Genomic DNA, 15,084 nt, shown 5'->3' on the forward strand with positions numbered 1-15,084 from the left:
GTATCGTTGCCGCGGTCCGGCTACTTGGTGACGGTGAAGTCCTTGGATTCGGTGCCGGCGTGGCGACCGGTGGCGGCGTCGATTCCCCAGGCGGAGAAGGTGTAGTTGCCCGGCGCCAGCACATAGGTGAAGGAGAACTCGTTGTGGCCCAGCGAATCCCCGCCCGTGTGCAGGTCGCCGGAGGCCACGACCTGGTTGTCCTCGGGGGATTCCCCGCGGCGGGTGATCTCCCAGGACTCCCCGCCGGAGAACGATGCGCTGACCCCGTGGAAGGTGACCTGGCCGGCCTTCTCGGTGCCGCCGAACTGCGGGTCGATGATCCACAGCGGGGCGGCCAGGTGGACGTCACGCACGAAGTTGTGGTCGAGCGGGATCTGGCCGAAGGCCTCGTAGCCCGATTCCCCGTCGACCAGGATCCGCACGCTTGGCTCCAGGCCCTCGGCGAGGATTCCGGCATTCGCGGCGGCGGCGGTGGCGGTGTAGACCAGCTGGGCAATGGAACGCTCGGCCAGGCCCGCATCGACTTCCGAGCCGAAGGCCTTGGCCGAAAGGTCCACGGTGATCACGTTGTCGGGGCTGACGGAGGCCCCCACCGCGGCACTGGGTCGCCAGGCACTGAAGTAGCGCGGGTCTGCGGGCTTCTGGGTGAGCATGTAGCGGACCGAATCGGCGATCGGGTCGGCGGCGTCCTTGACCCGGACAAACTCGCGGTACAGGGACACGGTCCCGTCGTTCTCCGCCAACCAGTACACCGGGACGTGGGGGTTGGTGTTCAACGATTCCATTTCCACGCTCGAGAGCGGGGTGGGGGTCTGCACGCTGGTGGCGGCCTTCGGCATCGAGTACTGGTCGGTCGCCGAGCCCAGACCGCAGGCCGCAAGGGTGCCGAGCACCACGGTGAGGCCCAGCACCGCAAGGCGGGTCCGGGAGGAACTACGTGAACAGGACATCTTAATGGGAAAGCTCTCTGGCAAGTTGCTGGGCGGGGGAACCGGTGAAGCCGGATTCGCGAGGGGGAGACCCGCTTCCGGTTCCAACCCAGCTTGGCATAACTTGATGAACGGTAGGCAGCAAAACCCGTCGATCCGCAGGACTGTTGCCTGATTGATATCTGCCAACCGAAGTTGTGCCCGAATCGTTGCACATTTGCTTCAGATACCTTTCGCGCTCAGGTTTCCGTCCCGCTTGCCGCGGGTTCCGGAGCCCCCGCCCGGCTTCGAAGGCACACCGGCCGCCGGTCGGGGCGCGGCCATCCACGATAGGATTGAGCCTGTGCAGGGAACCATGGCAGCGGAAGGACCGCGGGCGCCATTCGCCGGCACGGAATGCGGAGGCTGCAACAGTCGTATGGACCAACAAGTGAGCCAGGAGGACCGGCCCCGGGGAACCGACGCGCTGGTCCAATTCGACAGTTCGGACCAAATGGTCGCCACCCTCGGCGCGCACGACGAATTGCTGCGCGTGATCACCGGGGCCTACCCGCAGGTGGAGCTCCACGCCCGCGGCAACGACCTGCGGGTTTCCGGGGACGCGACCCAGGCCCACAAGGCCCTGCGCGTCATCACCGAGGCCCGCACGCTGGCCGGCAACGGCACCCGCATTTCCGCCCACACCATCGAGCAGCTCGTGCGCATGCTGGAGAGCTCCGGCTCCGAGAACGGATCGTCGGTGCTGGGCCTGAAAATCCTTTCGGGCCGCGGCAAGGCCATCCGCCCCAAGACCGTGAACCAGAAGTCCTACGTCGATGCCATCGACACCAACACCGTGATCTTCGGCATCGGGCCCGCGGGCACCGGCAAGACCTACCTGGCCATGGCCAAGGCGGTCGCCGCGCTGCAGGCCAAGGAGGTCAGCCGCATCATCCTGACCCGCCCGGCCGTCGAGGCGGGGGAGAAGCTGGGCTTTTTGCCCGGCACCCTCACCGACAAGATCGACCCCTACCTGCGCCCGCTCTACGACGCTCTGCACGACATGATCGAACCGGATTCGATGCCCCGGCTGCTGGCCGCCGGCACCATCGAGGTCGCCCCGCTGGCCTACATGCGCGGGCGCACCCTGAACGACGCGTTCATCATCCTCGACGAGGCGCAGAACACCACGCCCGAACAGATGAAGATGTTCCTCACCCGCCTGGGCTTCGGCTCCAAGATCGTGGTCACCGGCGACATCACCCAGGTCGATTTGCCCGGGGGCACCAAGTCCGGGCTGCGCGTGGTCACCGAGATCCTCGAGGGCGTGGACGACATCGCCTTCTGCGAACTCGACGCCACCGACGTGGTCCGCCACCGCCTGGTCGGCGCGATCGTGGGCGCCTACGAGCGCTGGACCGTGCGCCAGGACCCCAACTTCAACCGTTCCAAGGCCCGCGCCAGGCGGCGCGCCGGCGGCGGACGGAACCCCGAACACCCCACAGAGACGAAGCAGCCGGGCACAGCGCCCGCGAACCAGGAGCACGCCCCATGAGCGTAGAGGTCAACAACGAGTCCGCGATTGCCGCGGACCTGGAGCGCATCAGCGCGCTGGGTCGCCACATCCTGGCCGAACTGTACGTGCACCCGGAAACCGACGTGTCGATCATCCTGCTCGACGAGGAGCCGATGAGCGCGCTGCACGTGGAGTGGATGGACCTCGAGGGCCCCACCGACGTGATGAGCTTCCCCATGGACGAGCTGCGCCCCGGCACCCCCGGCTCGCCCACCGCGGCCGGGATGCTTGGGGACATCGTGATCTGCCCGCAGGTCGCCACCACCCAGGCCGCCACCGGGGGACATTCGGTGGAGGACGAGATCCTGCTGCTGGCCACCCACGGCATGCTGCACCTTTTGGGCTTCGACCACGCCGAACCCGATGAAAAAGAAGTCATGTTCTCCCTGCAGCGGGCGCTGCTCGAAGGTTTCCTGGGCCGCCCCGCACCCCGGGAGACGATGGACTAGTGACCGCGACCATTCTCGCGATCTGTGCGCTGGTGTTCATCCTCAGTGCCGCCATGCTCACGGCCGCCGAGTCGGCCTACCTCTACCTCTCGCGCCAGCAGGCCGAGGCGCTGCGCAGCGAATACGGCCAGAAGCACCTGAGCAACATCCTCGCCGAATCGCTGAGCCACACCCACGCCGTGCGCTTCTGGCGCATCTGGTTCGAGACCGCTTCCGCGGTCGCGGTCGCGCTGTTCTACCACGACCTTTTGGACAACATCTGGGTCGTGGGCCTGCTGGCCACCGTCACCATGGCCGCGGTCAGCTTCGTGCTGGTCGGCGTCTCCCCGCGGCGCTACGGGCGTTCCCATGCCGAATCGGTGGTGCGCCACACCGCGCCGCTGGTCCGGTTCCTGCGCGTGCTCCTGGGCCCGATCCCGGCCTGGCTGGTGGGCATCGGCAAGGCCATGAGCCCGCGCTCGGTCGCCGAGGACGAGGGCTTCCTGTCCAAGGAGCGCCTGCGCGACCTGGTGGACCGTGCCACCGAGGGCGACGAACTGGAGGACGATGCGGCGGAAATCATCAACTCGGTCTTCGACATGGAAGACACCTACGTCCGCTCGGTGATGGTCCCGCGCACCGACATGGTCACCATCGACAAGGGCGAGGGGCTCAACGCGGCCATGGACCTGTTCCTGGCCTCGGGCTGCTCGCGCGTCCCGGTGATCGGGGAGGACGCCGATGACATCTTCGGCATCGTCTACCTCAAGGACGTGGCCTACCGGCTGCACCTGAGTCCGGACTCGACCGACAAGGTCGAGGACCTGGCCCGCAAGACCCGCTACGTCCCGGAATCCAAGTCCGTGGCCGAACTGCTGCCCGAGCTGCAGCAGGAATCTACGCACATGGCCATCGTCATCGACGAGTACGGCGGCACCGCCGGACTGGTCACCCTCGAGGACCTCATCGAGGAAATCGTCGGGGAGATCGACGACGAATACGACCGGGCCAAGATTGAGATCGAGGACCTGGGCGACGGCAGCTTCGTGGTGCGCGCCCACACCTCCATCGACGACCTCGGCGAGCTCTTCGACATCGACATCGAGGAAGACGAGGTCGACTCGGTGGGCGGGCTGCTGGGCAAGGTGCTCGAATCGGTGCCGGTGCTCGGATCGCACGCCAGCTTCGAGGGCATCGAGATGAAGGTCCTCTCATTGAGCGGACGACGCAACCGGATCGGCAAGATCCTGGTGCGCAAGGCAGAAGAACAACCCAAGACCGGCGAACACCTCGCCGACAAGGATGCAGGGCATCACAAGGAGCAATCATGAGCCGGAACATCAAGAAGCCACAGATGCTGCCCACCGGAGGCTGGCCCGAGGACTTCCGCGCCGGGTTCACCTCCTTCGTGGGCCGCCCCAACGCGGGCAAGTCGACGCTGACCAACGCGTTGGTGGGCCAGAAGGTCGCCATCACCTCGGCCAAGCCGCAGACCACCCGGCACACCATCCGCGGCATCGTGCACCGCGAGGACGCGCAGCTGATCCTGGTCGACACCCCGGGCCTGCACCGCCCGCGCACCCTGCTGGGCCAGCGCCTCAACGACCTGGTGGCGGACACGCTCTCCGAGGTCGACGCCATCGGCTTCTGCCTGCCGGCCAACGAGAAGATCGGCCCGGGCGACAGGTTCATCGCCACCCAGCTGGCGCAGCTGCAGAAGAAGCCCATCGTCGCGATCGTGACCAAGGCCGACACCGTGGACCGGGCCGCGCTGATGGCGCAGCTGCTCGCGGTCACCCAGCTCGGGGTCGACACCCTGGGCGAGGGCGGCTGGGCGGCGGTCGTGCCGGTCTCGGCCACCAAGGACTTCCAGGTCTCCGAGGTCGCCGACGTGCTGGTCAAGCAGATGCCGCTGTCCCCGCCGCTGTACCCGGACGGGGAGCTGACCGACGAGCCGGAGGCCAAGATGGTCTCCGAGCTGATCCGCGAGGCCGCATTGGAGGGCGTGCGCGACGAGCTTCCGCACTCCCTGGCCGTGGTCGTGGAGGAAATGGTTCCGCGCGAGGGACGCCCCGAGGACAGCCCGCTGCTGGATGTGCGGGTGAACCTCTACGTGGAGCGCCCCAGCCAGAAGGCCATCATCATCGGCAAGGGCGGGGCGCGCCTGCGCGACGTCGGAACCCGTTCGCGCAAGGGGATCGAGGCGCTGCTGGGCACCCGGGTCTACCTGGACCTGCACGTGAAGATCGCCAAGGAATGGCAGCGCGACCCCAAGCAGCTGGGCAAGCTCGGCTTCTAGCCACCCCGGCGGACCCGGGCGCAACGGGTGTCCCGGTTTTCCGGGGCACCCCTTGCTATGTGACACGCACCCGCAACAATTAGGTGACCTGCTTCATGGGCGGGCGGAGGTCGATGTTATGGTGATCTTGTGCATTTCGGACTACTTCTACTAAGCCGCCGCGGCGAGACCCAGACAGGACTCTAACGCGTCCTTCGGCCGACCCCTCGCTGCGGAGTCACCCATTGTCCCGGCCCACTTTCGCACCACCAAGGAAAAGGCCCACCAGAAATGCAAAACATGCAAAAGCCCTCCGGAATGCCCATCCACAAGTATGTGCCGTTCCAGGACCAGATCAACGTCTCGCTGCCCGACCGCACCTGGCCGGACAAGTACATCACCCAGGCCCCGCGCTGGTGCGCAGTCGACCTGCGTGACGGCAACCAGGCGCTGATCGACCCGATGAGCCCCGAGCGCAAGCACAAGATGTTCGACCTGCTCGTGAAGATGGGCTTCAAGGAGATCGAGGTCGGGTTCCCCTCGGCCTCGCAGACCGACTTCGACTTCGTCCGCCAGCTCATCGAGCGCGGCATCCCGGACGACGTGACCATCCAGGTCCTCACCCAGTCCCGCGAACACCTGATCGAGCGCACCTACGAGGCGCTCGAGGGCGCGAAGCAGGCCATCGTGCACCTGTACAACTCCACCTCGGTGCTCCAGCGCCGCGTGGTGTTCAACCAGGACCAGGACGGCATCGTCGACATCGCGCTGACCGGCGCGCGGCTGTGCAAGAAGTACGAGGAACAACTGGTCGGCACCAAGATCACCTATGAATACTCGCCCGAGTCCTTCACCGGCACCGAGCTGGAATTCGCCAAGCGCATCTCCGATGCCGTGGCCGAGGTCCTCGAGGCCTCCCCGGAAAACAAGATGATCCTGAACCTGCCGGCAACCGTGGAAATGGCCACCCCCAACGTGTACGCGGACTCCATCGAGTGGATGCACCGCAACCTGGCCAACCGCGACTCCATCGTGCTCTCCCTGCACCCGCACAATGACCGCGGCACCGGCGTCGCCGCCGCCGAGCTGGGCTACCTGGCCGGCGCCGACCGCATCGAGGGCTGCCTCTTCGGCAACGGGGAGCGCACCGGCAACGTCGACCTGGTCACCCTGGGCATGAACATGTTCGGCCAGGGCATCGACCCGATGCTGGACTTCTCGGACATGGACGAGATCCGCCGCACCGTCGAATACTGCAACCAGCTGCCGGTCCCGGAACGTTCCCCCTACGGCGGGGACCTGGTCTTCACCGCCTTCTCCGGCTCCCACCAGGACGCCATCAAGAAGGGCTTCGAGTCCATGGAGGCCGACGCCAAGGCGGCTGGCAAGACCATCGACGAGATCACCTGGGGCGTGCCCTACCTCCCGGTGGACCCGAAGGACATAGGCCGATCCTACGAGGCCGTGATCCGCGTGAACTCGCAGTCCGGCAAGGGCGGGGTCGCCTACCTGCTGAAGAACGAGCACTCGCTGGATCTGCCGCGCCGCGCGCAGATCGAGTTCTCCGGGGTCATCCAGCGCAAGACCGACGGGGAGGGCGGGGAAATCTCCTCGGCCGCGATCTGGAACGTGTTCCAGGACGAGTACCTGCCGGTCACCGAGGGCTCGGACCACGAGCCGTGGGGCCGCTTCAAGCTCGGCTCGGCCACCGCTGACACCGCCGAGGACGGAAGCTTCGAGCTGACCACCACGCTGGTCATCGACGGGGTTCCGCACCGCCGCTCGGCCACCGGCAACGGCCCGATCAACGCCCTGGTGAACATCCTGGGCAACGAGGGCGTGGACGTGCGCGTGCTGGACTTCTCCGAGCACGCCCTGTCCGAGGGCGGCAACGCCTCCGCGGCCGCGTACGTCGAGGCGGCCGTGGGCGAGCGCGTGCTCTGGGGCGTGGGCGTTGACACCAACACCACCATGTCCTCGCTCAAGGCACTGATCTCCGCGGTCAACCGCGCGGTGCGCGACCTGGCCTAGACCCCATCGACGACCCCGGCCCCGGGCGTGCACACGGACACACCTCCCGTGCACGCCCGGGGCCGGCTTTGTCTGGGATCATGTATACGTGTCACGTTCAACTTTCGCAGCCAAGAGCTACCGCACCCGCGGCATTGTCCTGCGCACCCACAAACTGGGCGAGGCCGACCGGATCATCACGCTGCTGAGCCCCGAGCTCGGGGTGGTGCGCGCGGTCGCCAAGGGCGTGCGGCGGACCAGCTCCAAGCTGGGGGCCACCCTGGAACCCTTCATGGAGGTCGAGGCGCAGATCGTCGCCGGACGCTCGCTTCACACCATCATCCAGGCCCAGCTGCGCCACCCCTACGGGCAGGCACTCGTGGCCGACTACTCGGCCTACACCGCCGGCGCGGCCATGCTGGAGACCGCCGAACGGCTCACCGACTCCGAGGCCGATTCCCTCGGCGCGCAATACCGGCTGCTGCACGGGGCCCTGGCCACCCTGGCCCGCGGCGGGCACGAACCGGGCACCGTGCTGGACTCCTACCTGCTGCGCGCCCTGGCCGCCGCGGGCTGGGCGCCGAGCTTCACCCACTGCGTGCGCTGCGGGGCGGTGGGCCCGCACCAGGCCATCAACGTGCCCCTGGGCGGGGTGGTCTGCCACGACTGCCGGCCCGCCGGCTCGATGTCCCCTTCCGCGGCCACCATCACGCTGCTTGCCGCGCTGCTGGAGGGCGACTGGGAAACCGTGGACGCCGCCGATGCGCCCACCCGCGCCCAGGCCGGGACCATCACGGCCAACTACCTCCAATGGCACCTTGAACGAGCCGTCAAATCCCTCAAACTCGTGGAGCGACAATGAGCAAACCCCCCAAGATCACCGGCAAGCCCGGACCCGGCGTCCCGGCCTCCCGCCCGGGCGACGCCCCGATGCCCTACATCCAGCCCGAGCTGATCCCACAGCACGTGGCGATCGTGATGGACGGCAACGGCCGCTGGGCCAACGCGCGCGGCCTGCCCCGCACCGAGGGCCACCGTGCCGGGGAAGCGGCACTGCTGGACGTGATGGCCGGGGCCGTGCAGATGGGCATCAAGTACGTCTCTGTCTACGCCTTCTCCACCGAGAACTGGAAGCGCAGCCCCGAGGAGGTCCGCTTCCTGATGGGCTTCTCCCGCGACGTGCTGCGCCGCCAACGCAACACCCTGGACGGCTGGGGCGTGCGGATCCGCTGGGCGGGACGCGAACCGCGGCTTTGGCGCTCCGTGGTCAACGAGCTCAAGGCCGCCGAGGAACTCACCGCCTTGAACCAGACCTGCCAGCTGACCATGTGCGTGAACTACGGGGGCCGGGCGGAAATCGCCGACGCCGTGAAGGCCATCGCCGAACAGGTCGCCGCCGGAACCCTGAAGCCCTCGCAGGTCACCGAGAAGACCGTGGCCAGGCACCTGGACGAACCCGAGATGCCCGACGTCGACCTGTTCCTGCGCACCAGCGGCGAGCAGCGCACCTCAAACTTCCTGCTCTGGCAGTCCGCCTACGCCGAGATGGTGTTCATCGACGAGCTGTGGCCCGACGTGGACCGCACCACGCTGTGGGATGCGGTGCGCGAATACGCCAGCCGCGACCGGCGCTACGGGGGAGCGGTGGACAAGCCCGCGGTGCCGCCCGGAAGCTAGCCCGCAGGGCGTTCTCTCGCCGCGGCGCGCACGCCGTGCCCGGGCAGGTACCCGTTTCCCCAGCGGTCGATCGCCGCATAGGCCGCGGCCCGCGGTTCGGGCTGGGACGCGAACACATCATGCATGGCCCCGGCGATGAGTGTGTTTGCCACCTCGGAACCCAGGCGGAGGGATCGGTCGCGCACCACCTGCACCTCCAGCACCGAGTCGTGGTGAAGCATCGACTCGTCAAAGTTGGTGCCCAGGTGCGAAGTCTTCGAGGTCAGCACGAGCACCGGCACCTTGATGTCCAGGCCCCGTGAGACCTCGCGGTGCCCGGCCATCACCGCGGTGATCCAGCCGGCGGTCACCGGGAAGGCCACGGCCGGACGCCACAGCGGATGCAGGTCCCAGGAACCTTGGGCCTGCCGGCTCATGGAGCGCCAGTAGTTGTCCAGTTCCGGCAGGTGCAGCTTGGCCCGCGGGCGCCGCCGTGCAATGGGCTCGACCACGCCCTGGGCGGCGTAGCGCACCAGGTAGCTGCCCTGCATCTCCAGCCACGGGCTGTTGAGAATCAGTGCCTGGAACGCGTCCGGGTTGCGGTTGACCCAGAGGCTTGCCACCAGCCCTCCGGTCGAATGCGCCACGCAGATCCCCGTCGCGTCCGCGCCTTCCAGCGAACGGATCATGTCCAGGGCCGCGGCCAGGTCCTCGTCGTATTCACCCAGGGAAGCGGTGAAGCCGGGGTTCAGGTGATGGGGGCGCAGGCTGCGCCCGTAGCGGCGCAGGTCCAACGCATAGAACGCGTAGCCGCGGTCTGTCCAATACCGCGCCAGTTCGGCGTTGTAGAAGTAGTCGCTCCAGCCATGCACCGCCAGCACGAATCCGGAGGTCCCGGGGGCGCCCGTCGCCCGGGCCGGTGATGCGGAGACCGGCCGGGGCCACCACCTCTCCAGGGCCGCGCCGAGCCGGGAGGCCACGGTGGGGCGCACGTGCGCGGGCTGCGGGGCGGGGAGCCGGTGGCGCACCAGCGTGGCACACAATTCGCCCTCCGCATCGGCGCCCAGCGGCAGGGTCGTGTAGCTGAACCCCTCGCCCAGGATGTCGGGCTCCCAGGCGCCGGGCCGGGTCGTTGAGCTGAAGTCCGGCCAGGCGGCGCTGGGGTCGTTCTCCGGCGGGGGCACGGACCTGGAACCGAGGGAGGAGGCGTGCGACATGTGTCGAGCATAACGAACTTGAAGTTGTTAGGAAGCGTGGTTGCGGGGAAGACTAGGAACCATGCGCATCTACCCCACGATTTTCCGCCTCGTTTTCACGAAGATGGATCCCGAAAAGGCACACCACTTTTCCTTCGACGCCCTGCGGCTGGCAGAGAAGCTCGGGGTCTCGGGCATCTACCGGAAACTGTGTGCCCCCGACCCGTCGCTGCGCCGCACCGTGATGGGCATCGACTTCCCCTCGCCCTTCGGCCTGGCCGCCGGATTCGACAAGGAAGGCGCGGGCATCCCGGCGCTGGCGGACCTGGGCTTCGGCCACGTGGAGGTCGGCACCGTCACCGGTGCCGCGCAGAGCGGCAACGAGAAGCCGCGGCTCTTCCGCCTGGTGGAGGACAAGGCGGTCATCAACCGCATGGGATTCAACAACGACGGGGCGCACGCGGTGGCCCCGCGCATCCGCGCCGCACGCCTGGCACTGGCCGGCCGCTACGGCGCGCGTCGGCCGGTGATCGGCGTGAACATCGGCAAGACCAAGGTCGTCGAGCTCGAGGACGCCATCGAGGACTACCTGGTCTCCACCCGCGAACTGGCCGTCCACGCCGATTACCTGGTGGTCAATGTGTCCTCGCCCAACACCCCGGGGCTGCGCCTGCTCCAGGGCGTGGAGACGCTGCGGCCGCTGCTGGCCGCCGTGGGCGCCGAGGCCGACCGGGTCGCCGGCCGCCACGTGCCGCTGCTGGTCAAGATCGCCCCGGACCTGAACGACGAGGACATCGCCGACGTTGCCACCCTGGCCACCGAGCTGAAGCTGGACGGCATCATCGCCACCAACACCACCATTGCCCGCGAACCGCTGGCCAGCGACGCGTTCAAGGTCGCCGAGCTGGGTGCCGGGGGATTGAGCGGGGCCCCGCTGAAGGCCCGCTCGCTCGCGGTGCTCAAGGTGCTGCGCGAGAAGCTGCCCGACTCCATGGCGATCATCTCCGTCGGCGGGGTGAGCACCGGTGCGGACGTGATCGAGCGCCTTGAGGCCGGTGCCGACCTGGTCCAGGGCTACACCGCGTTCCTCTACGAGGGCCCGTTCTGGGTCCGCGGCATCAACAAGGCCCTGGCCGAGGCGCAGGCCCAGGGCCGGTCGCTGGCCAGGAAGTAGCGTCCAACACCCTCGCGGGCCCGTTGCACCGAACCGTCGGTGCAACGGGCCCGCGGTGTTTGGGGGCACTGTGCCCGGATGGGCACCGGTCGCCCGGCGCCCCCGGCCCAGAGGCAGGGCCGCCAGCCGGGCAGCGAAAAGGCGTGTGGCGCTCCGGGCGGGAATCGGTGTTCCCGGGCCGGGCGCCACACGCCTTGGTGTGGTTTCCTGAACGCTGGTGCGTCTCCTTAGCGCGGGGCCTCGCCGCGGCGGACCTGCGGCTTGGGCAGGCGCAACTTGCGGAATTGCATGCCGCGCATGACGGCGTAGTACATCACGCCGCGCTCGACGGAACCGAAGCGGGCAACCAGCGCCTTCTTCAGCATCCGGGTCATGATGAACGAATCGATGGCCACCAGGCCCACCAGGATCCACAGGGCGAAGGTCACGTAGACCGTCACCTGCGGGAACTTCGAGAGGCTCAGCGAGACGATCAGGAAGGCGAACACCGCGAACATCAGGTATTCGCCGACCATGAAGCGGCGGTCCACGAAGTCGCGGGCGAAGCGCTTCTGCGGTCCCTGGTCGCGGGCCGCCATGAAGCGTTCGTCGCCGGTCTCGTTGGCCAGCCGCATGCGGTTCTGCGCCTCGAGGCGCTGGGCGCGCTCGGCCGCGCGCGCCAGCTTGCGGTCGGTGGGAACCAGCGGTCGCTGGTTCTGCGCCTGCTGCACGCTGCGCTTCGGGGTAGGGGCATTCTTGCCTACGGGCTTTGTGGTCTCATCTGTGGGCGCTTCCGCGGAAGCTGCCGTATCTTTCTTGCGTCCAAACACCTTGCCAGTCTAGCTTGCGCCCGGCATGCCGCCGGCATCGGCCACACGGTGCGGTTGTAGGCTCTTTGGTATGACTACCAAGAACACCGCCGACCCGGCGTCTTTCGGCGTGGATCGCGATGCACTGAGCACCCACGTCGACCACGACTTCGACCGCATTGTCACCGAACTGCGCAACCTGGTGGCGATCCCCGGGATCGCCTGGGAATCGTTCGACCCGAACCAGCTTGACCGCAGTGCCGAGGCAGTGGCGCAGCTGGTGCGCGACGCGGGCATGGAGCAGGTCGAGATCCTGCGCGTGCCCACTGCCTCCGGCGCGATGGGCGGCCCGGCCATCGTGGCCAACCGACCGGCCGCCGACGGCAAGCCCACCATCCTCCTGTATGCGCACCACGACGTGCAGCCCCCGGGGGCCGAGGAGCTGTGGAACACCAAGCCCTTCGAAGCGACGGAAATCGACGGGCGGCTCTACGGCCGCGGCGCCGCCGACGACAAGGCCGGGATCATGGTGCACATTGCCGCCCTGCGCGCGGTGCTGGACACCGTCGCGGACTTCGGCCTGGGCGTGACCTTCTTCCTGGAGGGGGAGGAGGAAGCCGGATCGCCGAGCTTCCGCCGGTTCCTGGAGACCCACCGCGACCGCCTCGAGGCGGATGTCATCGTCGTGGCCGACTCCTCCAACTGGAAGGTCGGGGTCCCGGCCCTGACCACGTCGCTGCGCGGCATGGTCGGGGGAGTGGTCGAGGTCCGCACCCTGGGCCACGCGGTGCACTCGGGCATGTTCGGCGGGCCGGTGCTCGATGCGCCGACGGTGGCGGCACGGCTGATCTCCACCTTCCACGACGCGCAGGGCAATGTCGCGATCAAGGGGCTGGTCTCCAACGACAACGCCGTCGTCGACTACCCCGAAGACGCGTTCCGCGCGGACTCCTCGGTACTGGATTCCGTGGCGCTGGCCGGGTCCGGCAACATCGCCGACCGGCTGTGGAACAAGCCGGCACTGTCCATCATCGGCATGGACATCCCCTCCGTCGCGGTTTCCTCCAACACCCTCTTGCCTTCCACGCGCTTCAAGCTGAGCCTGCGCGTGGCACCGGGCCAGGACCCGGAGACCGCCACCGAGGCGGTGCGCGCACACATCATGTCCCAGGACCTGGGCGGCGCGCAGGTCACCTTTGAGTCGGACGAGGCCGGGCAGTCCTTTGCCACAGACACCTCGGCCCCGGCCGCACAGGCGAGCCTCTGGGCGCTGGGGGAGGCCTGGGGCGTACCGGCCGTGGAGACCGGCATCGGCGGCTCCATCCCGTTCATCTCGGACCTGCTGGAGGTCTTCCCTGCCGCACAGATCCTGGTCACCGGCGTGGAAGACCCCGATTCGCGGGCGCATTCGGCCAATGAGTCGCTGCACCTGGGCGATTTCCGTCACGCAATTTTGGCTGAGGCGTTGCTCTTGGCACGCTTGAACAACCACGGGCTCTGAGGCCCGGGGGGCGGTGCCGCGACATCATTTGCTGCAACGCCGTACCATTGGAAGGTGAGGGGCCGCGCTTGAGGCGTAGCCCAAGTGAGCAGTATATGGAGGATCACGCATGACAACTGCAGCCAATGAGACCACCGCAGACACCACCGAGCTTCCGAGCCACGAGGTCAAGCTTTCGGAGGTCGCAGCAGAAAAGGTCCGTTCACTGCTTGAACAGGAAGGCCGCACCGATCTTCGGTTGCGCGTCGCCGTTCAGCCAGGGGGATGCTCGGGCCTGATTTACCAGCTCTACTTCGACGAGCGCCTGCTTGAAGGCGACGCGGTGAAGGACTACGACGGCGTTGAAGTTGTCGTGGACAAGATGAGCGTTCCCTACCTGGACGGGGCTTCGATCGACTTCGAAGACACGATTTCCAAGCAGGGCTTCACCATCGACAATCCAGCTGCCGGAGGCTCTTGCGCCTGTGGAGATTCCTTCCACTAACCCGGAACCAAATGCACCGCCCAAACGTTGAGACATCTTCGTCCCTGGGCGGTGTTTTGGTCGGCATTCGCGTGCCCGAGAGGGTAAGCTCTACGATAAGTAGTAAAACTATGGTTTTCTTCGACCTCATCAGCGTTGATTCACTTGAGTCCGGCCGCTGGGCGTCGAAGACTCATTCAGCACCAACAAAGAGGAAGGGCCGTCTGTGAGTTCGCAAGACCGAACCAGCAGCCGCCGGAAAGGCGTAGCCAAAGTCTTGGCTATTGCCGGCTCCGGCGCGTTGTTGTTGACGGGATGTTCAGCGGAAGTCCAGCGAGGTTGGCTCCCAAACGTCGAACGTGACACCACCAACCACACCGGTATGATCCAGGATCTCTGGGTCAACACGTGGATTACCGTACTTCTGATCGGTATCCTGACGTGGGGCCTGATGCTTTGGTGCATCATTGCCTACCGCCGCCGCAAGAATGACACTGGCTACCCGCGCCAGCTCAGCTATAACTTGCCCATCGAAATTTTCTACACGGCTGTGCCTCTCGTAATGGTCTTGACGTTCTTTACGTTCTCCGACCACACGGAAAAGGCCATCAACGCCCCGGTGGATTCCGAGCTCGTCGTCGACGTCCGTGCCAAGCAGTGGGCATGGGACTACAACTACAGCTACATGGGCCAGGAAAAGTACGACGCAACCGTTCAGGCCCACCTGACCGGTGAGGCCGGCCGCAAGGCCGAACTCCCGACGTTGTACTTGCCGGTTGGAAAGACCGTCACGCTCGAGCTGAACAGCCGTGATGTCATCCACTCGTTCTGGGTTCCTGCGTTCCTGCAGAAGATGGATATGTTCCCGGGCCACACCAACTACATCTACCTCACCCCGCAGGTCGAAGGGCAGTTCGACGGCAAGTGCGCCGAGCTTTGCGGCGAGTACCACTCCGAGATGCTCTTCAACGTGAAGGTAGTGTCCGAAGGCGAATTCCTGAACCACCTGGCCACCCTGAAGGATGGCCACATCGGTGAAGACCAAGACCGCAAGCCGGGCGAGGTCAACCAGGTTTCGGCCCACACCTCGGAAGGAAAGTAATCCG

14 protein-coding genes are annotated in these 15,084 nt (G+C 67.0%); 11 read left to right on the forward strand and 3 right to left on the reverse strand.

Annotated elements, in window-relative coordinates; all coding sequences use genetic code 11:
• Nucleotides 1-20: 20 nt before the first annotated feature.
• Nucleotides 21-950 carry a GerMN domain-containing protein gene (locus FPY90_RS03420; protein ID WP_498683834.1) on the reverse strand — a complete coding sequence of 310 codons (930 nt, stop codon included), beginning with the start codon at nucleotides 948-950 and terminating at the stop codon, nucleotides 21-23.
• 397 nt (nucleotides 951-1,347) lie between these two features.
• On the opposite strand from FPY90_RS03420, the gene FPY90_RS03425 reads away from it, so the two are divergent.
• The 7 genes from FPY90_RS03425 to FPY90_RS03455 all read left to right on the forward strand — a co-directional run bounded on the left by FPY90_RS03425 (nucleotide 1,348) and on the right by FPY90_RS03455 (nucleotide 8,877).
• Complete coding sequence (locus FPY90_RS03425; protein ID WP_083411257.1) at nucleotides 1,348-2,463, forward strand: PhoH family protein; 1,116 nt, start codon at nucleotides 1,348-1,350, stop codon at nucleotides 2,461-2,463.
• Complete coding sequence (gene ybeY / locus FPY90_RS03430) at nucleotides 2,460-2,933, forward strand: rRNA maturation RNase YbeY (RefSeq protein WP_307579943.1); 474 nt, start codon at nucleotides 2,460-2,462, stop codon at nucleotides 2,931-2,933. The genes FPY90_RS03425 and ybeY overlap by 4 nt, the downstream gene beginning before the upstream one ends.
• Nucleotides 2,933-4,243, forward strand: coding sequence for a hemolysin family protein (locus FPY90_RS03435; RefSeq protein ID WP_071215058.1), 1,311 nt, complete (start codon nucleotides 2,933-2,935; stop codon nucleotides 4,241-4,243). The genes ybeY and FPY90_RS03435 overlap by 1 nt, the downstream gene beginning before the upstream one ends.
• Complete coding sequence (era, locus tag FPY90_RS03440) at nucleotides 4,240-5,211, forward strand: GTPase Era (RefSeq protein ID WP_071215057.1); 972 nt, start codon at nucleotides 4,240-4,242, stop codon at nucleotides 5,209-5,211. The genes FPY90_RS03435 and era overlap by 4 nt, the downstream gene beginning before the upstream one ends.
• 270 nt (nucleotides 5,212-5,481) lie before the next feature.
• Nucleotides 5,482-7,221 carry a 2-isopropylmalate synthase gene (gene leuA / locus FPY90_RS03445; RefSeq protein ID WP_071215056.1) on the forward strand — a complete coding sequence of 580 codons (1,740 nt, stop codon included), beginning with the start codon at nucleotides 5,482-5,484 and terminating at the stop codon, nucleotides 7,219-7,221.
• An 88-nt stretch (nucleotides 7,222-7,309) separates the two neighbouring features.
• Nucleotides 7,310-8,062: a DNA repair protein RecO gene (gene recO, locus FPY90_RS03450; RefSeq protein ID WP_071215055.1), complete on the forward strand. Its 753-nt coding sequence runs from the start codon at nucleotides 7,310-7,312 to the stop codon at nucleotides 8,060-8,062.
• Nucleotides 8,059-8,877 (forward strand): isoprenyl transferase, encoded by an 819-nt coding sequence (locus FPY90_RS03455; protein WP_498683837.1) that lies wholly within the window; start codon nucleotides 8,059-8,061, stop codon nucleotides 8,875-8,877. The genes recO and FPY90_RS03455 overlap by 4 nt, the downstream gene beginning before the upstream one ends.
• On the opposite strand, the gene FPY90_RS03460 is transcribed toward FPY90_RS03455, so the two are convergent.
• On the reverse strand, nucleotides 8,874-10,073 hold the full coding sequence (locus FPY90_RS03460; protein ID WP_498683838.1) for an alpha/beta hydrolase: 1,200 nt from the start codon (nucleotides 10,071-10,073) through the stop codon (nucleotides 8,874-8,876). The genes FPY90_RS03455 and FPY90_RS03460 overlap by 4 nt on opposite strands.
• A gap of 61 nt (nucleotides 10,074-10,134) precedes the next feature.
• Here FPY90_RS03460 and FPY90_RS03465 point away from each other — a divergent pair, with 61 nt between their 5' ends.
• Nucleotides 10,135-11,226 carry a quinone-dependent dihydroorotate dehydrogenase gene (locus FPY90_RS03465; protein ID WP_498683839.1) on the forward strand — a complete coding sequence of 364 codons (1,092 nt, stop codon included), beginning with the start codon at nucleotides 10,135-10,137 and terminating at the stop codon, nucleotides 11,224-11,226.
• A gap of 227 nt (nucleotides 11,227-11,453) precedes the next feature.
• Here FPY90_RS03465 and FPY90_RS03470 read toward each other — a convergent pair whose 3' ends face one another.
• The gene (locus FPY90_RS03470) at nucleotides 11,454-11,936 is read right to left on the reverse strand and encodes a DUF3043 domain-containing protein (protein WP_498683840.1); all 483 of its coding nucleotides are present in this window, start codon (nucleotides 11,934-11,936) and stop codon (nucleotides 11,454-11,456) included.
• 169 nt (nucleotides 11,937-12,105) lie between these two features.
• Here FPY90_RS03470 and FPY90_RS03475 point away from each other — a divergent pair, with 169 nt between their 5' ends.
• From FPY90_RS03475 to ctaC, 3 genes are all read left to right on the forward strand, one after another.
• Complete coding sequence (locus FPY90_RS03475) at nucleotides 12,106-13,515, forward strand: dipeptidase (RefSeq protein WP_498683842.1); 1,410 nt, start codon at nucleotides 12,106-12,108, stop codon at nucleotides 13,513-13,515.
• Nucleotides 13,516-13,624: 109 nt separating this feature from the next.
• Nucleotides 13,625-13,999 (forward strand): HesB/IscA family protein, encoded by a 375-nt coding sequence (locus FPY90_RS03480; protein WP_071215051.1) that lies wholly within the window; start codon nucleotides 13,625-13,627, stop codon nucleotides 13,997-13,999.
• A gap of 205 nt (nucleotides 14,000-14,204) precedes the next feature.
• Nucleotides 14,205-15,080 carry an aa3-type cytochrome oxidase subunit II gene (gene ctaC / locus FPY90_RS03485; protein ID WP_071215050.1) on the forward strand — a complete coding sequence of 292 codons (876 nt, stop codon included), beginning with the start codon at nucleotides 14,205-14,207 and terminating at the stop codon, nucleotides 15,078-15,080.
• The last annotated feature ends 4 nt before the right edge of the window (nucleotides 15,081-15,084 follow it).

It is taken from the genome of Arthrobacter sp. C2 (genome assembly GCA_024207135.1).
Taxonomy (GTDB): Bacteria; Actinomycetota; Actinomycetes; order Actinomycetales; family Micrococcaceae; genus Paeniglutamicibacter.